General features: G+C 63.7%; 15 protein-coding genes. 7 read left to right on the forward strand and 8 right to left on the reverse strand.

Annotated features, from left to right (window positions below; translation table 11 throughout):
• The first annotated feature begins 215 nt into the window (after positions 1–215).
• Genes PQV96_RS13690 through PQV96_RS13715 form a run of 6 tightly spaced genes read left to right on the forward strand, consistent with a single transcriptional unit; the run spans position 216 to position 7,110 of the window.
• Positions 216–2,837: a NosR/NirI family protein gene (locus PQV96_RS13690; protein ID WP_273623198.1), complete on the forward strand. Its 2,622-nt coding sequence runs from the start codon at positions 216–218 to the stop codon at positions 2,835–2,837.
• The gene (locus PQV96_RS13695; RefSeq protein WP_273623199.1) at positions 2,837–4,114 is read left to right on the forward strand and encodes a nitrous oxide reductase family maturation protein NosD; all 1,278 of its coding nucleotides are present in this window, start codon (positions 2,837–2,839) and stop codon (positions 4,112–4,114) included. Before PQV96_RS13690 ends, PQV96_RS13695 begins: the two co-directional genes overlap by 1 nt.
• Positions 4,089–5,045, forward strand: coding sequence for an ABC transporter ATP-binding protein (locus PQV96_RS13700; RefSeq protein ID WP_273623200.1), 957 nt, complete (start codon positions 4,089–4,091; stop codon positions 5,043–5,045). Before PQV96_RS13695 ends, PQV96_RS13700 begins: the two co-directional genes overlap by 26 nt.
• 3 nt (positions 5,046–5,048) lie before the next feature.
• Entirely contained in the window at positions 5,049–5,864 is an 816-nt protein-coding gene (locus tag PQV96_RS13705; protein ID WP_273623201.1) for an ABC transporter permease, read from the forward strand.
• Positions 5,861–6,439 carry a nitrous oxide reductase accessory protein NosL gene (locus PQV96_RS13710; RefSeq protein WP_273623202.1) on the forward strand — a complete coding sequence of 193 codons (579 nt, stop codon included), beginning with the start codon at positions 5,861–5,863 and terminating at the stop codon, positions 6,437–6,439. The genes PQV96_RS13705 and PQV96_RS13710 overlap by 4 nt, the downstream gene beginning before the upstream one ends.
• 2 nt (positions 6,440–6,441) lie before the next feature.
• The gene (locus PQV96_RS13715) at positions 6,442–7,110 is read left to right on the forward strand and encodes a nitrous oxide reductase accessory protein NosL (RefSeq protein ID WP_242638287.1); all 669 of its coding nucleotides are present in this window, start codon (positions 6,442–6,444) and stop codon (positions 7,108–7,110) included.
• A gap of 115 nt (positions 7,111–7,225) precedes the next feature.
• On the opposite strand, the gene PQV96_RS13720 is transcribed toward PQV96_RS13715, so the two are convergent.
• Both PQV96_RS13720 and ypfJ read right to left on the reverse strand, forming a co-directional pair.
• Complete coding sequence (locus PQV96_RS13720; protein WP_207374989.1) at positions 7,226–8,719, reverse strand: DEAD/DEAH box helicase; 1,494 nt, start codon at positions 8,717–8,719, stop codon at positions 7,226–7,228.
• A 204-nt stretch (positions 8,720–8,923) separates the two neighbouring features.
• Positions 8,924–9,799 carry a KPN_02809 family neutral zinc metallopeptidase gene (gene ypfJ, locus PQV96_RS13725; RefSeq protein WP_044396911.1) on the reverse strand — a complete coding sequence of 292 codons (876 nt, stop codon included), beginning with the start codon at positions 9,797–9,799 and terminating at the stop codon, positions 8,924–8,926.
• Between the two features lie 285 nt (positions 9,800–10,084).
• Here ypfJ and PQV96_RS13730 point away from each other — a divergent pair, with 285 nt between their 5' ends.
• Positions 10,085–11,797, forward strand: a complete 1,713-nt coding sequence (locus tag PQV96_RS13730; RefSeq protein WP_273623203.1) for a sensor domain-containing diguanylate cyclase — start codon at positions 10,085–10,087, stop codon at positions 11,795–11,797.
• A gap of 55 nt (positions 11,798–11,852) precedes the next feature.
• Here the strand turns inward: PQV96_RS13730 and dcd are convergent, their stop codons facing one another.
• From dcd to PQV96_RS13760, 6 genes are all read right to left on the reverse strand, one after another.
• Complete coding sequence (gene dcd, locus PQV96_RS13735) at positions 11,853–12,425, reverse strand: dCTP deaminase (protein ID WP_044396909.1); 573 nt, start codon at positions 12,423–12,425, stop codon at positions 11,853–11,855.
• Positions 12,426–12,516: 91 nt separating this feature from the next.
• On the reverse strand, positions 12,517–13,815 hold the full coding sequence (gene guaD / locus PQV96_RS13740; protein WP_207375523.1) for a guanine deaminase: 1,299 nt from the start codon (positions 13,813–13,815) through the stop codon (positions 12,517–12,519).
• 379 nt (positions 13,816–14,194) lie between these two features.
• Positions 14,195–15,289 (reverse strand): BMP family ABC transporter substrate-binding protein, encoded by a 1,095-nt coding sequence (locus PQV96_RS13745; RefSeq protein ID WP_207375524.1) that lies wholly within the window; start codon positions 15,287–15,289, stop codon positions 14,195–14,197.
• An 83-nt stretch (positions 15,290–15,372) separates the two neighbouring features.
• Positions 15,373–16,953, reverse strand: a complete 1,581-nt coding sequence (locus tag PQV96_RS13750) for a methyl-accepting chemotaxis protein (protein ID WP_207375525.1) — start codon at positions 16,951–16,953, stop codon at positions 15,373–15,375.
• Between the two features lie 276 nt (positions 16,954–17,229).
• Positions 17,230–18,282 carry an adenosine deaminase gene (locus PQV96_RS13755; protein ID WP_207375526.1) on the reverse strand — a complete coding sequence of 351 codons (1,053 nt, stop codon included), beginning with the start codon at positions 18,280–18,282 and terminating at the stop codon, positions 17,230–17,232.
• Between the two features lie 128 nt (positions 18,283–18,410).
• On the reverse strand, positions 18,411–19,574 hold the full coding sequence (locus PQV96_RS13760; RefSeq protein WP_044398879.1) for a BMP family ABC transporter substrate-binding protein: 1,164 nt from the start codon (positions 19,572–19,574) through the stop codon (positions 18,411–18,413).
• Between the last annotated feature and the right edge of the window lie 37 nt (positions 19,575–19,611).

Genomic DNA, 19,611 nt, shown 5'->3' on the forward strand with positions numbered 1-19,611 from the left:
CTGAGGCGCTGCGCGCCTTCCCCCTTCTCTTGCAGCGCTACGCGCTGCGGAAGGGGGACGCAGCCCTCGCTGCGGGGCGGCGCGGCCGGCGTAGGCCCTTGCTCGGCTGCCTTCGCTTGGGCAGCGTCAGTGGCATAGGCCACACTGATTTTTAAGCCAAATATTGCTCTAGAGCTTATGAAATAAGCGCTGGCAGCTATCAAAAAGATAGTCCCATGACATCCCTCGGTCGGCGGTTCTCCGCACTTGTTCTGGTCTTGCTGTTGCCTTTGTTGCTGCTGTCGCGTGCCCATGCGGCGGCGGGTGCTTACGAGGCAGAGCTGCCGGCGGAACTGGCCACCGCGCGCGACCTGTGCGCCCTCGTGCCCTGCAAGGATGTGTTTCCGGGCGCCACCCATTTTTCCGAACGCAAGGGCCAGCCGCCCTACGTAGAGGCATACGACCAGGCCAGCGAGCCGCGCAAGCTGCTCGGCTACGTCATGCTCTCGACCGACATCACCGACACGCCTGCCTACTCGGGCAAGCCGGTGGTCACGCTCATCGGCATGGACACGCAAGGCCGCTTTGTGGGCGTGAAGGTGCTCAAGCATTCCGAGCCCATCCTGCTGCTGGGCATTCCTGAATCGGCACTGCTCAACTTCAACGCCCAGTACCTGGGCAAGTCGGTGGCTGACAAGATCGAGGTGGGCCAGTCGCGCCCCGATGAGAACGTGATCGGGCTCGATGCCATCTCGGGCGCCACCGTCACCGTCATCGCGCAGAACCAGGTCATGATGGCTTCGGGCTCGGCCGTGGCGCGGCAGGTGGGCATCCTCGCGCCCACGGTGCGCGAACCCGCCCGCTATGCCGAAACCGGCAAGCGCCTGACCTGGGCCGACATGGTGCAGCAAGGCGTGGTGCAACGCCTGCGTGTGCAGCCCGAACAGGTGGGGCTGGACAAGGGCCCCGAGCCTTTCATCGAGCTGTGGTTTGGCGACCTGAACCACCCCGACCTGGGCAAGAGCCTGCTGGGCGACAACGGCTGGAACAATCTGCGCCTGCAGCTCAAGGAAGGCGAGCACGCCTTCTTCATCATCCGCACGGGCGGCAAGGAATCCTTCAAGGGCTCGGGCTTTGTGCGCGGCGGCATTTACGACCGGGTGCAGGTGCGCCAAGGGGCAGATTCCTTCACCTTCCGTGACCTCGATGCGCTCAACCTCTATGGCCTGGATGCGGCTGGAGCACCGAGCTACAACGAGTCCGTCATCTTCATCATCCGCTCGGCCGCGTTCTCTGCCGCCTACCCCTGGAAGCTGAGCTTCCTGGGCAACCGCGTGGACCGCGCCACCGGCACCCGCAGCTTCACCAGCTTTGATACGCCTTACTGGCTGCCCGCCAGCATGCTGCAAGGCGGCCGCCCCACCATTGAAGAACCCGACGCACCCTGGGTGCGCGTGTGGAAGACGCGTGCGGTGGAGATTGCGCTGTTCGCGCTGGTGCTCATCGCCGTCACAGTGGTGTACGCCTTCCGCGAAAAGCTCACCCGCCTGTCCACCCACAAGAACAAGTGGCCCGTCAATGGCTTCAAGTACACCTTCTGGGCCCTGGCCATTTTCTGGATCGGCTTTGGCGCCATGGCGCAGCCCTCCATCACGCAGGTGCTGACCTGGTTCCACTCGCTGCTGTTCCAGTGGACGTGGTCGCTGTTCCTGTCTGATCCGTTCATCTTCCTGTTCTGGATCTTCATCATCGTCACCGTGTTCCTGTTCGGGCGCGGCCTGTTCTGCGGCTGGATGTGCCCGTTCGGCTCGCTGCAAGAAGCGATCTACAAGGTCGCTCGCATGATCGGCCTCAAGCGCTTCCAGACCCAGCTGCCGCAGAAGTGGCACGACCGTCTCAAGTGGGTGAAGTACGCGGTGTTCTTCGGCCTGCTGGTGGTGTCGATGTTCTCCATGGGCCTGGCTGAAAAGCTGGCCGAGGTGGAGCCGTTCAAGACCACCTTCCTGGTGGGTGTGATGAACCGCGCCTGGCCCTACAGCCTGTTTGTGGCTGCCATCTTGGGCGTGTCGATCTTCATCGAGCGGCCTTATTGCAAATACATCTGCCCGCTGGGCGCGTCGCTTGCGATGCCCAGCACGTTCCGCTGGTTTGGCCTCAAGCGCAAGCAGGACTGCAACAGCTGCAAGGCCTGCGCCGTGGGCTGTGGTGCACAGGCCATTGATGCCGATGGCCGCATTGACCACCGCGAATGCCTGCACTGCCTGGACTGCATGGTGCTCTACACCGACACCAAGGGCTGCCCGCCCCTGGCCAAGGAACGCAAGCGCCGCGAGAAGGATGGCCTGGAGATCACGCCTATCGGCAAGAACGGCTACTTCATTCCGATCCACCCCGCCACGGTGGCTGACCAGATTTCGGCGAAGGCCGCACAAGGGCCTGATCCACGCATGCCCACGCCCCCTGCACAGCCCGCCCCCAAGTCCGGTGCACGCGGCCTGCGCTGGGTGCTGCTGGAGCTGGTAGACCACCTGTGGCCCTGGAGCCGTGAGGGCTGGGCATCGCGCCGCGCCTTGCAGGTGGCAGGCTTCTCGCTGGCCGTGGCTGCCAGCGTGGCCTGGGTCATGGCCGCCATGGGCTCGCTGTCGTCGGGCGCCATCATTGGCTGGTGGTTTGGCTGGAGCGTGTACGAGGTGCTGATCCGCCTGTCGGGCAAGCGCTATGTGAAAGACGGCCCCTGGTGGCGCGACCAGTACCGCGTGGCCGGTGTGATGGACATGCTGAGCTACGTGGGCTTCAAGAACCTGCTGATCGGCGCCGCCTTGTTCCTGGCCATCAAGACCCTGGTAGGGTTGGCGTGATGAAGCCGAGCCTCGCCGCCATCGCGCTGCTGGCCTTTGCCGCCAGCCTGCTCAGCCAGCCTGCCAGCGCCGCCACCGTGCGCGTGCAGGCCGGGCAAGACCTGCAGGCCGCCGTGCAAGCTGCCGCCCCTGGCGACACGGTGGAGGTGGAGCGGGGCTTTTACCGCGTGAACCTGCGCATCGACAAGGCGCTGACGCTGCGGGGCATCAACCGTCCCACGCTCAGCGGCGGGCAGGTGGGCGACACCATCCGCGTCACCGCGCCCGACGTGGTGCTGGAAGGCCTGATCGTGCGCGACTCAGGCACCAGCCTCAAGGATCAGAACGCGGGCATCTACATTTACCCTGGCGCGCACCGCGCCGTGGTGCGCAAGAACGACCTCACCTACAACCTGTTCGGCCTGTGGATTGAAAAGGCCAACGATGTGCGGGTGGAGCACAACACCATCACCGGCCTGCGCAACGTGAACTCATCGCAGCGCGGCAATGGCGTGCAGCTGTACAACACCACCGGCGCACGCATCGAAGGCAACCACATCAGCTTTGTGCGCGATGCGCTGTATGTGGACGTTTCGCACCACGCCATCTTCCGTGGCAACAAGCTGCACCACAGCCGCTACGGCACGCACTACATGAATTCCTACTACAACCTGTGGGAAGACAACGACACCTACCTGAACCGGGGGGGCCTCGCGCTGATGGAAGTGCGCGACCAGGTGGTGCGCAACAACCGCGCCTGGGGCAACAGCGACCACGGCATCATGCTGCGCACGCTGCAAGACTCGGTCATCGAGAACAACGTGGTGGCCGACAACGCACGCGGCTTCTTCATCTACGACGTGGAATACGCCACCCTGCGCGGCAACCTCATCCTGCGCAACACCGTGGGCGTTCACCTTTCAGCAGGCTCCACCCGCAACAAGGTGGAAGGCAATGACTTCATCGGCAACCGCGAACAGGTGCGTTACGTGGGCGCACGCGACGAGCGCTGGGGCACCGAGAGCGGCAACTACTGGAGCAACTACCTGGGCTGGGACCGTGATGGCAACGGCGTGGGCGATGTGCCCTACGAAGCCAACGACATGGTGGACCGCCTGACCTGGCGCCACCCAACCATCAAGCTGCTGCTGGCCAGCCCTGCGGTGCAGGCACTGCGCCTGGTGGGCCAGCAGTTCCCTGTGCTGCGCGTGCCCACCGTGGTGGACCCCAAGCCCCGCATGCAACCGAATCAACCCCAACGGAGTTTTCAGCGTGACACGCAAACCTCCCCCCACTGACCCGAGCGCAACCGCCGCCATTGAGGTGCGAGGCGTGCACAAGCACTACGGTGCCCTGCACGCCGTGGACGGCATCGACCTGCGCGTGGAGCGCGGTGAGATCTTCGGCCTCATCGGCCACAACGGCGCGGGCAAGAGCACGCTGTTCAAGATGATCCTGGGCCTGGTGCCCGCTACCTCGGGCGACATCCGGGTCAGCGGCGCCACGGTGCAGGGCCGCAACTTTCGCGCTGCGCGCCGCCACCTGGGCTACCTGCCTGAAAACGTGGTGCTGTACGACAACCTGAACGGGCTGGAAACCCTGCATTTCTTCGCCCGCCTCAAGGGCGCGCCGCTGTCGCAGTGCCAGGCGCTGCTGGACCGCGTGGGCCTGGCCCATGCGGGCAAGCGATCAGTGCGCGAATACTCCAAAGGCATGCGCCAGCGCCTGGGCTTTGCGCAGGCGCTGCTCGGCAACCCGCAGGTGCTGCTGCTGGACGAGCCCACCAACGGCCTGGACCCGCAGGCCATCCGCGACTTCTACGCCACGCTGCGCGAGTTGCAGGCTGCTGGAGTCACCATCGTCATCACTTCGCACATCCTGGCCGAGCTGCAAGAACGTGTGGACCGGCTGGCCATCCTGGCCGCAGGCAAGCTGCAGGCCCTGGGCAGCGTGCAAGCACTGCGTGAACAGGCCCAGATGCCGCTGACCATTGAGCTGGCGCTGAACGAAGCCGACATCCCCGCTGCGGTGCTGGCCCTGGCACCCTTGGCGGGCATCACCACCACCGCAAACACCAACGCCAACCCCAGCGGGCTCAGCATCAGCTGTCCGCGCAGCGCCAAGATGGCCGTGCTGGGCGCACTGGGGCCACTGGGTGCCAAGGTGCTGGATGTCAACATCATCGAGCCCTCGCTCGAAGACGTGTACTTCGGTCTGCGGGAGAACTGAGCCATGGAATTCACACAGATCCTCACCATCGCGGGCAAGGAATTCCGCGACCGCATGCGCAACCGCTGGGTGCTGGCCGTGGCGCTGGTGTTCACGGTGTTCTCACTCGCCATTGCCTACTTTGGCGGCGCGCAGCAAGGCACCGTGGGCTTTCGCTCCATCGAATTCACCATCGCCAGCCTGGTCAGCCTGGTCATCTACCTCATTCCGCTGATCGCGCTGCTGCTGGGCTTTGACGCCATCGTGGGCGAGCGTGAGCGGGGCTCGCTCGACCTGCTGCTGTCCCTGCCCATCACGCGGATTGAGCTGCTGCTGGGCAAGTACCTGGGGCTGGCGGCGGCACTCACGCTGTCCACCCTGGCGGGCTTTGGTCTGGTGGCTGTGCTGCTGTACCGGCAGTTCAACTCGGCGGGCCTGTTCCACTACGGCGGCTTCATGGTCAGTTCGGTGCTGCTGGGTCTGGCCTTCTTGAGCCTGGCCGTGCTGCTGTCCGTCCTGACCCATGAGCGCACGCGCGCATCGGGTCTGGCGATTGCCACCTGGTTCTTCTTTGTGCTGGTGTTTGATTTGTTGCTGCTCGGCGCCCTGGTGGCCACAGGCGGCAGCCACGGCGGTGCGGCCATGGCCTACCTGCTGCTGCTCAACCCCGCAGACGTTTTCCGCATCCTCAACGTGTTCTCGCTGGAAGACGTGCGCACCCTGTACGGGCTCACCAGCATCGTGCCCCCTGCCCTGGCCAAGCCATGGCTGATGGGCTCGGTGATGGCGGCCTGGATTGTGGTGCCACTTGGCCTGGCGAGCTGGAGATTCAAACCATGACCCATCCATATCACCCTCAATGCGGCTGCGCCACCCGGCGCCACATGATGGGCTGGGCTGCCCTCGCCTCCATCGGCGCCATCACGGGCCTTACTGAGCTGACCGGTTGCAGCCAGGCCGACAACAGCAGCGCCCAATCCCTCAAGCCCATGGAAATTGACGGTGCCACCAGTTGCGAGCTCGACGGCATGCTGCTGGCCGACTACCCCGGCCCCAAGGCGCAGGTGCGCTTTGCGGGGCAAGACAAGCCCTCGTTCTTCTGCGACACGGTGGAATTGTTTGCCACCCTGCTGGCAGGCGAACAAGTGCGGGCCGCCCAGGCGGTGTACGTGCAGGACATGGGCCAGGCCGACTGGAACGCCCCCAAGGGCCACTGGATTGACGCCAAGACAGCAGTGTATGTGGTGGGCGGCAAGCGCCATGGCTCGATGGGCCCAACCATCGGCAGCTTTGCGCAAGAGGCCGACGCGAAGAAGTTTGCAGGCGAATACGGCGGCAAGGTGCTGCGCTTCGCTGAAATCACGCCCGCCATGGTGGACCTGAGCGGCGGCGCGCTGCACGACACGCGGATGTAACCATGCTCTCGCAGCCATCCTGCCCACCCGCAGCCCGCGGCCCGCAGCCCACCCGGCGCATGGCCGTCGCTGCGCTGCTGCTGGGCACTGCAGCGACGGCCGCGTGGCAGTGGCAATCAGGCTGGGGACAGCAGGAGGCAGAGACTACAACGCCACCCACCGTGGGCGGCGATGTGTGCGTAGTGGCGCCCCCCACGCCGTATGACCCAGCTTCCGGCAAGCCCCTGGCGGCACCGCGCGATGTGCCCGCAGACGCACGCTGCCCGGTGTGCGGTATGTACCCGGCTCGCTCACGCGCCTGGGCGGGGCAGGTCATCTTTGCCGACGGGGACGCATTCTTTTTCGACTCCCCCCTGAGCCTGATGATGTACCTGGGCAACGTGGGTCACTACACGCGCGGCCGCACGGCCAGCGCCATCGTGGCCCGCTATGTCACCGACATGGACAGTGGGGCCTGGGTGGATGCGCAGCAAGCGGTGTATGTGGCGGGCTCCTCAGCCCTGGGGCCCATGCGGGCGGGCAACCTGCCTGCCTTTGCAGACCGCGGCGCTGCCCAGCGCTTTGTGCAGGCACGCGGGGGGCGGATTCTGGGTTTTGACGCCATCGACGCGCCCCTGCTCACCAGCCTGGCACCACAGCGCCGCAGCACTGGCGACCAGCACGCGCATTGAACGCACTAAACGCCTGGCTTTTTGCTATATTTTCAATAGCTGCAAGCGCTTATCCAGCAAGCGCTGGAGTTCGATTAACCCATAAAAAACGCCCCTCAACAGGGGCGCTTCTTCATCACGACTGGCTGGTGGGCTCGGTGGCCGGAACCGCCTTGAACAGTGCCGCGACCTTGCGCTTGGGCTTGATGTTGGCCGAAATGCCGCTGCGCGCGGGCACCTTGGCGGCAGCTTCCCAAGCGGGTGCTGCGTCAGAGACGCTGGGCTCGTAAGGCTTGGCAAAGAACGGGTCACGCGACACCGAGGCAGGGCGGAAGCCGCGGTAGTCACGGGGTTCGCGGCCCTCACGCGGTTCACGGGGTTCGCGCGCCTCGCGGCGGTGGGCAGAGCCTGCGCTGCGCGGGTCGTTCGAATCCGCACCTTCGCGCCATGCGCGGCGGCCATCGTTGATACGTTCCTTGGGACGGTCTTCGTCGTATTCGATAGCTTCGAGATCGATCTTCTTCTTGATGAGCTTTTCAATGTCGCCCACCAGGCGGGCATCGCTGCCCGACACCAGCGTCACAGCCAAGCCAGACGCGCCAGCACGGCCCGTGCGGCCAATGCGGTGCACGTAGTCTTCGGCATTGAAGGGCACATCGAAGTTGAACACGGCAGGCACGTCCTTGATGTCCAGACCACGCGCGGCCACATCGGTACACACCAGCAGATCCACTTCGCCCCGTTTGAAGGCTTCCAGCGCTTTCAGGCGCTCATCCTGGCTCTTGTCACCGTGCAGCGCCGCGGTCTTGAGGCCTTCGCGCTCCAGGCTGCGGGCCAGGCGGCCACAGCCGAGCTTGCTGTTCACAAAGATGAACGCCTGCTTGATGCCACGGGTTTTGAGCACCTGGTGGATGGCGCGGCGCTTGTCATCATCGCCTGCGCTGTAAAAGCGCTGCTCCACCGTGGAGGCCGTCTCGTTCGGGCGGGCCACTTCGATGGTGACGGGGTTTTGCAGGTAACTGCTGGCCAGGCGTTTGATTTCAGGCGAGAACGTGGCGCTGAAGAGCAGCGTGGTGCGCTGCTTGGGCAGGTACGACAGGATGCGCTGCAGATCGGGCAAAAAGCCGATGTCCAGCATGCGGTCCGCCTCGTCGAGCACCACGTACTCCACCTGGTTGAGCACAGCGTTCTTGGCTTCGATGTGGTCGAGCAGGCGGCCGGGGGTGGCCACCAGCACTTCTACGCCTTTTTTCAGCTCCAGCGTCTGTGGCTTCATGTCCATGCCGCCAAACACCACGGTGCTGCGCAGCTTGGTGTACTTGGCGTACAGGGCGATCTGCTGGGCGACCTGATCGGCCAGTTCGCGCGTGGGCAGCAGCACCAAGGCGCGCACGGGGTGACGTGCAGGCGAGGTGGAGCTGTTTTCGTGTTTGAGCAGACGCTGCAGCAGGGGCAGCGAAAAGGCTGCCGTCTTGCCGGTGCCTGTTTGGGCCGCACCCATCACGTCCTGCCCCGTCAACACGACGGGAATGGCCTGTGCCTGGATGGGCGTCATGGATTCGTAGCCCATTTCGGCTACGGCGCGCGCTAGCGGCTCGGCCAGCGATAAATTGGAAAAGGAACTTGTCATTTAGCCCACTATTGTCGCACCGCAGGCCCAAGAACGCATTTTTTTCCAGATGGGCGGGGCTGGATACGTGCAGCTGCGGTGACAGACGATGCAAACTGCTATCAAAAACATAGCTAATAGCGCTTGCTTAATGGGCGTTACAGCACGATTCCATAAAAAATCAACGCAGTGCCATGCTTGCCTTCCCCTGGGCCGAGCGCGGCTTTACAGGCTGCGAGCAGAAAACGTGTCGCAGGCCTGCACCGAGCCCTGCTTCAAACCCGTGTGGAACCAGCGCTGGCGCTGCGCGCTGCTGCCATGGGTGAAGCTGTCGGGCACCACGGCGCCGCCACTGGCGCGCTGCAGGGCGTCGTCGCCAATGCGTGCGGCCGCATTCATGGCCTCTTCGACATCGCCCTGCTCCAGAATCTGCCGTGCGTTTTGCGCGTGGTGGGCCCACACGCCGGCAAAGCAATCGGCTTGAAGCTCCAGCCGCACCGACATGGCGTTGTATTCCTTCTGGCTCACCCGGCCGCGCATCTGGTCCACCTTGGAAGTGATGCCAAGCAAGTGCTGCACATGGTGGCCCACCTCATGGGCAATCACGTAGGCCTGGGCAAAGTCGCCGGGCGCGCCCAGGCGGCTCTTGAGGGTTTCGTAAAAGCCCAGGTCGATGTACACCTTCTGGTCTGCGGGGCAGTAAAACGGCCCCATGGCTGCCTGCCCTGTGCCGCAGGCAGTGGGTGTGGCGCCGCGAAACAGCACCAGGCGTGGCTCCTGGTAACGCCCCCCGCCCTCGCGGAAAACCGCTTGCCAGACATCTTCCGTATCCGCCAGCACGGTCGATACGAAGCGGGCCATGGTGTCGTCTGCCGGTGGGCGCTGCGCAGGGGCCTGCTGCACCTGCGCAGGCATACCACCCCCACTGAGCAGGCCAAGAATTGTGAGCGGGTTGATGCCCAGCACCCAGCCGCCCACAAGCGCGATCACGATGGTGCCGATGCCGATACTGCGCCCCCCAAATACGGGCATGCCGCCCCCACCCCCACTGCCACGGCGGTCTTCCACGTTGTCCGACTCGCGGTTGCCTTCCCATTTCATGCTGTTGCTCCCTGCACCTCGCCACCACGCGGGGTATGGCCTCGATATTAGGGCCAATTCCCGGCAGTCCATCCGGCGCGGAGGCGCTGATTGGTAAACAACAGTGAGCTCGCCTGCCACCCTTGGCCGGTGCCGGATAGCGGGTTTTGCACAGCAGCCGCCCTTGAAGCCTGTATAAAGTGCGACCATGCTGACCACGCAACCTGCAGGCCGTTTTGCCGCGCCCCCATTCACGAAGGCGCCAAGGCGCGGCCCGGGCAACCAGCCCCCTGAAGGACTTCATCGGTGCCATTGAACACCCTCCCCGCTCTCATCTCGGGGCGCAGCCTGCGCACCCAAATTGCCTGGGTGTTCGGCGCTCTCGTGGTGACGCTGGCGGTGCTGCTGTCGCTCGGATTTGGCGAGGCACTCAAGCGCCGCATCCAGGGCGACGCCAACGCATCCCTGCAGATGGTGACGGACAACACGGCTGCCTTCCTGGCCCATGGCTTGTTTGAGCGCATTCGCGAAGTGCAGGTGCTGGCCGACGCAGAAGTCATCTGGCGCCAGGGGCTGGACTCCGCCGAAGTCAAGCACGTGCTGGCCCGCCAGCACGCCATGCAACCCCACAGCCTCTGGCTTGGCGTGGCCGACGCCCAGGGTGTGGTGCGTGCCGCCACCGGCAACATGCTGCTGGGCCAGAACGTGGAAGAACGGCCCTGGTTCCGGGCTGGCCTGCAAGCGCCCTACGTGGGTGACGTCCAACCCGCCAAGCTGCTCGAAAGCCTCTTGCCGCCCACCAAGAGCGGCGACCCCTACCGATTCGTGGACTTTGCCGCGCCCATCCGCATCGGATCGACCACGGTGGGCGTGCTGGGGGTGCATGGCTACTGGGAATGGGTCAACGAGATGATCCAGACCCTGACACCTGCCGTAGCGCGTGAGCAGCAACTGGAAGTATTCATCTTTGACAGAAGCGGTCAGCTCATCCATGCCCCAGGCCGGCAGCAAGCGGTGCTGCAGCGGCTGGGCCAGACGCTGCCCGACCCCGGCTTTGCCAAAGTTCCCAGCGATGCCCACCAGCCCCGTGAAATCAAGGTGCTGCGCTGGCAAGACGGCAAGACCTACCTGACCGCGCACGCACACTTGCCCGCACGCAACGCTGAAAGCGACCTGGGCTGGCACATCGTGGCGCGCATTCCCGTGGACATTGCCTTTGCCCAAGCCGATGAGGCCGTGGCCAAAGCCCTGCTGGGTGGCTTGGCAGCGGCCGCCGTGGCATCGCTCCTGGCCTGGTTGGCCGCGCGCCGGCTGAGCGAGGACCTGGACGCGCTGGCGCGGGCCGCGAAGGATCTGGAGGCAGGCAAGCGTGGGGCCGACATCCCTGCGGCCCACAGCAGCCGCGAAGTGCAGCGGCTGTCCTCCGCGCTGCGCGACATGATCCACAAACTGCTGTCTGCCAACGAGGCGATGGAAACCCAGGTGCGGCAGCGCACCCAGCAGCTGGAAGAAGCCAACCAGGAGCTGGACCGCCAGGCCCGCAGCGACCCGCTGACCGGGCTGCTCAATCGCCGCGGTTTTGACGCGCAAATGAACCACGACCTGGCCCTGGCACGCCGCAGCGGCCGCCCCTTGTCGATCATCACGGTGGATGTGGACCACTTCAAACGCATCAATGACACGCATGGTCATGATGTGGGCGACCAGGTACTGCAGCGGCTGGCCGCCACACTGGCCACGCGGCTGCGCCAATCCGACGTGGTGACCCGGCTGGGCGGTGAGGAATTTGCGGTGCTTTTGCCCGACACCGACCTGGAAGGCGCGCGCACCATTGCACAGGAGCTGGTGGATTCACAAGCGTCTCTGGGCTACCCGGTGATTGGCGGGCTCACCATCAGCGCGGGGGTGTCCACACTGCGGGGCGCGGAAGACACGGCGCAGGAACTGCTGCGGCGGGGCGACATGGCGCTGTACCAGGCCAAGCGCGAGGGCCGCAACTGCGTGGTGGTGCAGGCGTAGCGCGGGGGCGAGCCTTCACTCGCCTTCGGCTGCAACGCCCGCTAACGGATGGGCCTCAGGCCTTGGGCAGGGTAACGCCCACCTGGCCTTGGTATTTGCCGCCGCGGTCCTTGTAGCTGACCTCGCAGACGTCGTCCTTATCGCTTTCAAAGAACAGCACCTGGGCGCAGCCCTCGCCCGCATAAATGCGCGCAGGCAGTGGCGTGGTATTGGAAAACTCCAGCGTCACGTAGCCTTCCCACTCGGGCTCGAACGGAGTGACATTGACGATGATGCCGCAGCGCGCATAGGTGCTTTTGCCCAGGCAGATGGTGAGCACGTTGCGCGGAATGCGGAAGTACTCCACCGTGCGGGCCAGCGCAAAACTGTTGGGCGGGATGATGCAGCTGTCGCCGTGGAAATCGACAAAGCTCTTTTCATCAAAGTTCTTGGGGTCCACCACCGTGCTGTGGATGTTGGTGAAGACCTTGAATTCAGGCGCGCAGCGGATGTCGTACCCGTAGCTGCTGGTGCCGTAGCTGATGATCTTGTGGCCTTCGCGTTCACGGATCTGGCCAGGCTCGAAGGGCTCGATCATGCCGTGCTCTTCGGCCATGCGGCGGATCCACTTGTCGCTCTTGATACTCATCGAATGACTCCTGCGCTGCAGCACCCACGTGGCTGCAGATCGGTGCGCCAGGTGAGATGCTATTAAATATGTAGCTGGTAGCGCTTTTACATCAAGCGCTAGGGGCGTATTTTGCTTGAGAAATCACGGTTTGCTCGATCACCCGGTCGTCGCCCAGCACGATCAGCGCAAACAATAGCTCATCCAGGCTCTGGGCCTGGCGCGTCTTGCGCGCCAGCAGCGGCGTGGCTTCGGGGTTGAGCACCAGAAAGTCGGCCTCGCACCCAGGCTGCAGGTTGCCCACCACACCCGCCAGGCCCAGCGCCCGGGCTGCACCCGCCGTGTGTTGCCACCACAGCTGCTGGGGCGAGAGGCTCAGGCCGGGCTTGGTCTGCCCTTCACGCCCCACGTAGTAGGCGGCCATCATCGTATGGAAGGGGCTGAAGCTGGTGCCCCCGCCCACGTCACTGGCCAGTCCGTAGCGAAATCCCACCCGGTCGGCACTCGCGTAGTCGAAAAACCCGCTGCCCAGAAAAAGGTTGCTCGTCGGGCTGACGGCGGCCACTGCGCCGGTGTCGCGCATCAGGGCCCGGTCATCGTCATCGAAGTGGATGCAGTGCGCATACACGGCACGCTCGCGCATCAGGCCAAAGTCGTCGTACACGCCAAGGTAGCTGCGCGAGCGCGGAAACAGCTCGCGCGCCCAGCGGATTTCGTCCAGGTTCTCGGCCACATGCGACTGGATCCACACATCGGGGTAGCGTGCCGCCAGCTCGCCCGCGCCGCGCAGTTGCGCAGGCGTGCTTGTGGGGGCAAACCGCGGCGTGATGGCGTAGCCCAGGCGGTCCACACCGTGCCAGCGCTGGATCAGCGCTTCGGTATCGATGAGGCTTTGTTCGGTGTCGTCGCGCACACCATCGGGCGAGTGGCGATCCTGCAGCACCTTGCCGGTGATCAGGCGCAAATGCTGGCGCTGTGCCTCGGTGAACAAGGCATTCACCGAGGCGGGGTGCGAGGTGGAAAATGCCAGCGCCGTGGTCACGCCGTTGCGCAACAGCTCTGCTATAAAAAACTGAGCTACTTGCGCACTGTAATCGGGCGCTGCAAAGCGTTTTTCATGCGGAAATGTGTAGTTCTCCAGCCAGGGCAGCAAGCCGTCAGCGGGCGAACCGATCACGTCCGTCTGCGGGAAGTGGATGTGCATATCCACAAACCCGGGCGCAAGGATACGCCCCGGCAGGTGGGTGACAGGCTGGTCTGCGTATTGCGAGCACAGCGCCTGCCATGAACCTGCCGCCAGCACACGCTGGCGGCCCTGCGCGTCGGGGCCAATGGCCAGCAGGCCATCTTCGTCATACAGGGCGCGGCCGTCGTCGGCAAAGCGCAATAGGGCGGAACGGTATACAGACATGGGTACTAGGGCCTGTTCACACTATTTTTGCCAGTGCGAAGGCCATGAAAGCCGCGCCAATCTAGGCGCGTGACGACGCCAAGGCCGGGGCCTTGGCTAGAAACGCAACAACGAGTGGCGCGGCTTTCATGGCCTTCCCTTCGGGTTGCAACCAAAAAGAGCCATCCGCGGCGTTGCCAAGCCTCGCTGGGGCCGCACCCCAGCTTCGTTTGGCGCCTGGCGCCTGACTCTTTTTGATTGCAACGCATCTGGCAAAAATAGTGTGAACAGGCCCTAGCTTACTGGCACCGCGCCATGCCCACATACTGCACGCCCCATAGTGGCTATGGACGGCAGCTTGCAAGGCATGGGCCGAGTCAATGCGGGAACGCGAACGCGCTCAACGCGCTAGCTTGCCCACCACCCCTTCCACCAGCCAGTTCATCTGCAGGATCTGTGCATCGCCCAGCGCCTGGCCTGCAGCAATCCGCTCCTGCCCCTCGTTGTCGCGCACGGGGGTCTTGCCTGCACGGAAGGGCAGGAGCGTGCCGGCTCCAATGGCCTTTTGCGCTTTCAGCACCTCTTGCTGCACAGCCGCCGGCACGCGGTTGCCAAAGGCACCAACGCGGATCATCTCTTCGCGCACGCCGCCCCAGAGGTTGGCACTCTTCCAGGTGCCGTTGGCTGCAGCGCGAACGCGCTCGGTGTAGTAGCGCCCCCACTGGTGCGTCACGGCCACGATCTGCGCATCAGGCCCGATTCGCCGCATGTCGGAGTGGTAAGCCACGGCCATCTTGCCGCGCTCTTGCGCCGCTGCCATCACGGCCGTGGAGCCGGTGTGGAAGGCGATCACGTCCACGTCCTGGTTGAACAGCGCCATGGCGGCATCGCGTTCCTTGGGGGGGTCAAACCACACGTTGAGCCACACGACCTTGACGGTGGCCTGCGGGTTGACCGAGCGCATCCCCAGGGTAAAGGCATTGATGCCCTGCAGCACCTCAGGAATGGGGAAGCCCGCCACAAAACCGGCGACACCGGTCTTGCTCATGCGGCCTGCCGCGATGCCCGCCAGGTAGCGGCCTTCGTAGTAGCGGGCATTGGCTGTAGCCACATTGGCGGTCTGCTTGTAGCCGGTGATGGATTCAAACTTCACATGGGGAAAATCCTGCGCCACCTTGAGCGTGGGCTCCATGTAGCCAAAGCTGGGGGTGAAGATGATCTGGTGCCCGGTGGCAGCCAGATCGCGGATCACACGTTCGGCATCCGCGCCCTCGGCTACGTTCTCGACAAACGTGGTTTTGACCTGGCTGCCCAGCGCGGCCTCGACGGCCTTGCGCCCCTCTTCGTGCTGGCGCGTCCAGCCCGCCTCCGTGATGGGCGAGACATAGACAAAGCCAGCTTTCACGGGCTCGGCCTGCGGCTTCGCGGGGGTTTGGGAAAAAGCGGGGGAGAAAAAACAGGCGGCCGCGAGCGCGGCAGCGAGGTTTTTGTACATGGTGTTCCTCTACATGGCCCGAAGATAAAAACAAGAAAACCGCCGGGCAGCGGTTTTCAAGAGATTCGGATTTTACAGGTGGATCACGCGAGGCGCTTCAAGCTGGGGTTTGCCTGGTAACCCAGACGGAACTGGCCCACCACTTCGCTCAGGCGCTGGGCCTGGTCATTCAGGCTCTGCGCAGCGGCGGTGGATTCTTCCACCAGCGCTGCGTTTTGCTGCGTCATTTGGTCGAGTTGAGTCACCGCCACGTTGACCTGGCCGATGCCATGGCTTTGCTCTTTGGTGGCAGCACTGATCTCGCCCATCATGTCGGTCACACGTTTGACGCTGGCCACGATTTCGTCCATGGTCGAGCCCGCATCGCCCACCAGGCGGGCTCCATCCTCCACGCTTTGCACGCTGGCGCCAATCAGGCTCTTGATCTCGCGCGCAGCATTGGCAGAACGTTGCGCCAGACTGCGCACTTCGCTGGCCACCACCGCAAAGCCGCGGCCTTGCTCGCCAGCGCGGGCCGCTTCCACTGCAGCGTTTAGCGCCAGGATGTTGGTCTGGAAGGCGATGCTGTCGATCACGCCGATGATGTCGGAGATCTTCTTGGAGCTGTTGTTGATCTCGTCCATGGTGCTGACCACCTGGGCCACCACATCGCCTCCACGCTGCGCCACTTGCGCAGCCGAGTTGGCCAGCATGCTGGCCTGGGTAGCCGCATCGGCACTGTGCTGCACGGTGCTGGTCAGCTCTTCCATGGAACTGGCCGTTTCCTGCAGGCTGCTGGCGGCGCTTTCGGTGCGGGCGCTCAAGTCCTGGTTGCCCGAAGCAATCTGGTGGCTGGCGGTGGAGATGTTGTCCACCACGCCCCGCACTTGCTGCAGCGCTGTCTGCAACACCGTGCGCATCTGGTCGATGGCGCGCAGCAAATGTCCGGTTTCATCGTTGGAGTAAGACGCCTGGGCCTGCCCGGTCAGATCGAGGTTGGCAATATCGCGGGCGCTGGCCTCGGCCAGCTTGAGGGGGCGGGTGATGCTGAGCGACAGGTACCACGACAGCACCAGGCCCAGCAGCAAGGAAAGCAGGCCGCAAACCACCAGCAGCACGCTGGTTTGCGAACGCAGGTCGTCATTGCGCTTGGCGGCAGCGTCCAGCTGGGCACGCTGGCCTGTGGCCACTTCCTGCACAGCAGCCACGTAGCTGCGGGCCATAGGTTCAAAACGCTCGGCAAAGGCTTTGGCAGCGCCATCTGGATCACCCGCTTTTTTCAGCTTGTTCACTTCCTCACGCGCAGACAGATAGCCCTTGCGCAATTCCGACACCTTGTCGTTCAACGCCTTTTGCTCGGGCGTCACCATCTGCGACTCCACATACTTCTGCAACTCGTTGGTCTCAGAAATGGCAGCCGCCGTGGCCGGGGCAAAGTACTCGACCAGGCTGGGGTCGCTGCTCTTGGCAATGGCAGCGGCACGCTGCACGCCAGCCGTGGTGTTGCGCAGCCAGTCGGCGGCGGCGCGCTCGGTTTTCAGGTTCACGGCCAGCATGGCATCGGTGACCTCGCCCATTTGCTGCAGCTTGAACACGGCAAACAGGCTGGTCAGCAACGACAGGGAAAGAATGAGGCCGAGCACGCAGGCCAGGCGCTTGGCAATGGATAACTGATTGAGAAACATAGGTGATGACGGGGTGGGTTACGGAACTGGCCGACCAGCAGCCGCGCAGAGGGCTGGGTGGCAAGCAGCGCGACCTCCTCCGGAAAACGCTCAGGGGGAGTCGTCGCGCTTCAGTCCGCGCGCTTGGTGCACAGGGCCAAACGCAACAAAGTGCAACATGATACCCCGCGAACCTTACAACAAAAAATGGAGAACAGATTGTCAATCCCCATCTTCCCCAACCAGTAGCATGGCAAGGCTGCGGGGGATGGAAACCCCGCATCAACCGCCGACGATTCAGTAGTCGTGCTCAACAAACTTCTCAAAGGTCTCCTTGAGCTGGTGCTCCCACGCCCGTTTTTGCGGGTTGGTGGCAAAGCTGGCCTCAAAGCTGTTGAACGCCAGTTGGTACGCGTGCCTGGCCGTCAGACCGGTGGCGGCAAAAAGCTGGGTGAAGTTCTCGTTGATGTAGCCGCCAAAGTAAGCAGGGTCATCGGAATTGACGGTGACGGCCAGCCCAGCATCCAGCAGCTTGCCCAGGTTGTGGTCAGCCAGGTTGGGGAAGACGCAAAGCTTCTGGTTTGACAGTGGGCACACCGTGAGCGGCGTGCGGTCTTGCGCCAGGCGCTGCATCAGGGCGGCGTCGTGGATGGCTTGCACGCCATGGTCGATGCGCTCCACCTTCAGCACATCCAGCGCGCTCCAGATATAGGCCGGAGGGCCTTCCTCACCCGCGTGAGCCACCAGGTGCAAACCCAGCTCCTTGCAGCGGGCAAACACCCGGGCAAACTTCTCTGGCGGGTGGCCGAGTTCACTGCTGTCCAACCCCACGCCGATGAACTTGTCGCGAAATGGCAAGGCCTGCTCCAGCGTTTCAAAGGCAGACTCTTCGCTCAGGTGGCGCAGGAAGCACAGGATCAACGAGGCGTTCACCCCCAGTTTCTGCCCCGCATCCACGCAGGCGCGGTGCAGGCCATGCACCACCGTGGCCATGGTCACGCCGCGCTCGGTGTGTGTCTGCGGGTCAAAGAACAACTCAGCGTGTACCACGTTGTCGGCCGCGGCACGCTCGAAGTAGGCCCAGGCCATGTCGTAGAAGTCCTGCTCGTGCAGCAGCACGCTGGCGCCTGCGTAGTAGATATCGAGGAAGCTCTGCAGGTTCGTGAACGCGTAGGCGCGGCGCAGGCTTTCCACATCGGCATAGGGCAGCGACACACCATTGCGCTGGGCCAGCGCAAAGATCAGTTCAGGCTCCAGCGAGCCCTCGATGTGGATGTGCAGCTCGGCCTTGGGCATCTGGCGCAACAGTTCGGGCAGGCGCTGGGCAGGAACAGGGGGGACTTTGAACATGGGCAGACTCCGTGGGTATCGTTGAAAACATCATGCCCTTTTGCCATCTCAATGCAAACCAACAAACCAGGACACAAGATAAAAAAAAGGCCGCCCGAAGGCGGCCTTGGCTTCAGAAAAACAGTGCCTTACTTCTTGTCGGCACCAGGGATCTTGCCTTCCACGCCCTTGACGTAGAAGTTGATGCCACCCAGGAACTTGTCGTCGGCCACGGCGTCTTTTTCCAGCACGGGCTTGCCGTCCTGGCCAGCGATGGGGCCCTTCCAGATCACGAAGCTGCCATCGGCCAGGCCCTTCTTCACTTCTTCGACCTTGGCCTTGGTTTCGGCAGGCACGTCTTCGGCGATGGAGACGATGTCGATCGCGCCTTCCTTCACGCCCCACCAGGAAGATTCGCCGCCCTTCCAGTTGCCTTCCAGTGCATCCTTGGTGGCCTTGATGTAGTAAGGACCCCAGTTGATGACGGCAGAAGCCAAGTGGGCCTTGGGACCGTAGGCGGTCATGTCGCTGTCCCAACCAAAGGCGCGCTTGCCCTTTTCCTGGGCAGTCTTCAGCACGGCGGGCGAGTCGGTGTTCTGGAACAGCACGTCAGCGCCGCCGTTGATCAGGCTGGTGGCGGCTTCGGTTTCTTTCGGTGGGCTGAACCATTCGTTCACCCACACCACCTTGGTCTTGATCTTGGGGTTGACCGACTGCGCACCCAGCGTGAAGCTGTTGATGTTGCGGATCACTTCAGGGATTGGCACCGAGCCGACCACACCCAGGGTGTTGGACTTGGTCATGGCCCCAGCGATCACGCCGGCCATGTAGGCGCCTTCGTAGGTGCGGCTGTCGTAAGTGCGCACGTTCTCGGCGGTCTTGTAGCCTGTGGCGTGCTCAAACTTCACGTCCTTCAGGTCGCCCGCGATCTTCTGGATGGACTCCATGTAGCCAAAGGTGGTGCCAAAGATCAGCTTGTTGCCCTGGCCCGCCAGGTCGCGCAGCACGCGCTCGGCGTCGGCGGACTCAGGCACGCTTTCCACAAAGCTGGTCACCACCTTGTCGCCAAATTCCTTCTCGATGGCTTTGCGGCCGTTGTCGTGCGCAAAAGACCAGCCGCCGTCGCCCACAGGGCCCACGTAGGCAAAAGCGATCTTCAGTGGCTCGGGCTTGGGTGCTGGGGCTTCTGCCGCAGGTGCCGGGGCGGGAGCAGGCGCAGGCTCTTCCTTCTTGCCGCAGCCCACCATGGCAGCAGCCGCCAGGGCAGACAGTGCCGCCACTTTGAACAACGAACGCTTTTGCAGATCGGTCATGTCGATTCCTTGTGAGAAAACTGTGAAACGGGAGGAG

Source organism: Acidovorax temperans (assembly GCF_028596105.1).
GTDB classification, from domain to species: domain Bacteria; phylum Pseudomonadota; class Gammaproteobacteria; order Burkholderiales; family Burkholderiaceae_C; genus Acidovorax; species Acidovorax temperans.

Bases quoted from the DNA above. Each gene is read 5' to 3' on its own strand.
- PQV96_RS13690 (WP_273623198.1), top strand. From the start codon at position 216: ATGACATCCCTCGGTCGGCGGTTCTCCGCACTTGTTCTGGTCTTGCTG.
- PQV96_RS13695 (WP_273623199.1), top strand. From the start codon at position 2,837: ATGAAGCCGAGCCTCGCCGCCATCGCGCTGCTGGCCTTTGCCGCCAGC.
- PQV96_RS13705 (WP_273623201.1), top strand. From the start codon at position 5,049: ATGGAATTCACACAGATCCTCACCATCGCGGGCAAGGAATTCCGCGAC.
- PQV96_RS13710 (WP_273623202.1), top strand. From the start codon at position 5,861: ATGACCCATCCATATCACCCTCAATGCGGCTGCGCCACCCGGCGCCAC.
- PQV96_RS13715 (WP_242638287.1), top strand. From the start codon at position 6,442: ATGCTCTCGCAGCCATCCTGCCCACCCGCAGCCCGCGGCCCGCAGCCC.
- PQV96_RS13720 (WP_207374989.1), bottom strand. From the start codon at position 8,719: ATGACAAGTTCCTTTTCCAATTTATCGCTGGCCGAGCCGCTAGCGCGC.
- ypfJ (WP_044396911.1), bottom strand. From the start codon at position 9,799: ATGAAATGGGAAGGCAACCGCGAGTCGGACAACGTGGAAGACCGCCGT.
- dcd (WP_044396909.1), bottom strand. From the start codon at position 12,425: ATGAGTATCAAGAGCGACAAGTGGATCCGCCGCATGGCCGAAGAGCAC.
- guaD (WP_207375523.1), bottom strand. From the start codon at position 13,815: ATGTCTGTATACCGTTCCGCCCTATTGCGCTTTGCCGACGACGGCCGC.
- PQV96_RS13745 (WP_207375524.1), bottom strand. From the start codon at position 15,289: ATGTACAAAAACCTCGCTGCCGCGCTCGCGGCCGCCTGTTTTTTCTCC.
- PQV96_RS13750 (WP_207375525.1), bottom strand. From the start codon at position 16,953: ATGTTTCTCAATCAGTTATCCATTGCCAAGCGCCTGGCCTGCGTGCTC.
- PQV96_RS13755 (WP_207375526.1), bottom strand. From the start codon at position 18,282: ATGTTCAAAGTCCCCCCTGTTCCTGCCCAGCGCCTGCCCGAACTGTTG.
- PQV96_RS13760 (WP_044398879.1), bottom strand. From the start codon at position 19,574: ATGACCGATCTGCAAAAGCGTTCGTTGTTCAAAGTGGCGGCACTGTCT.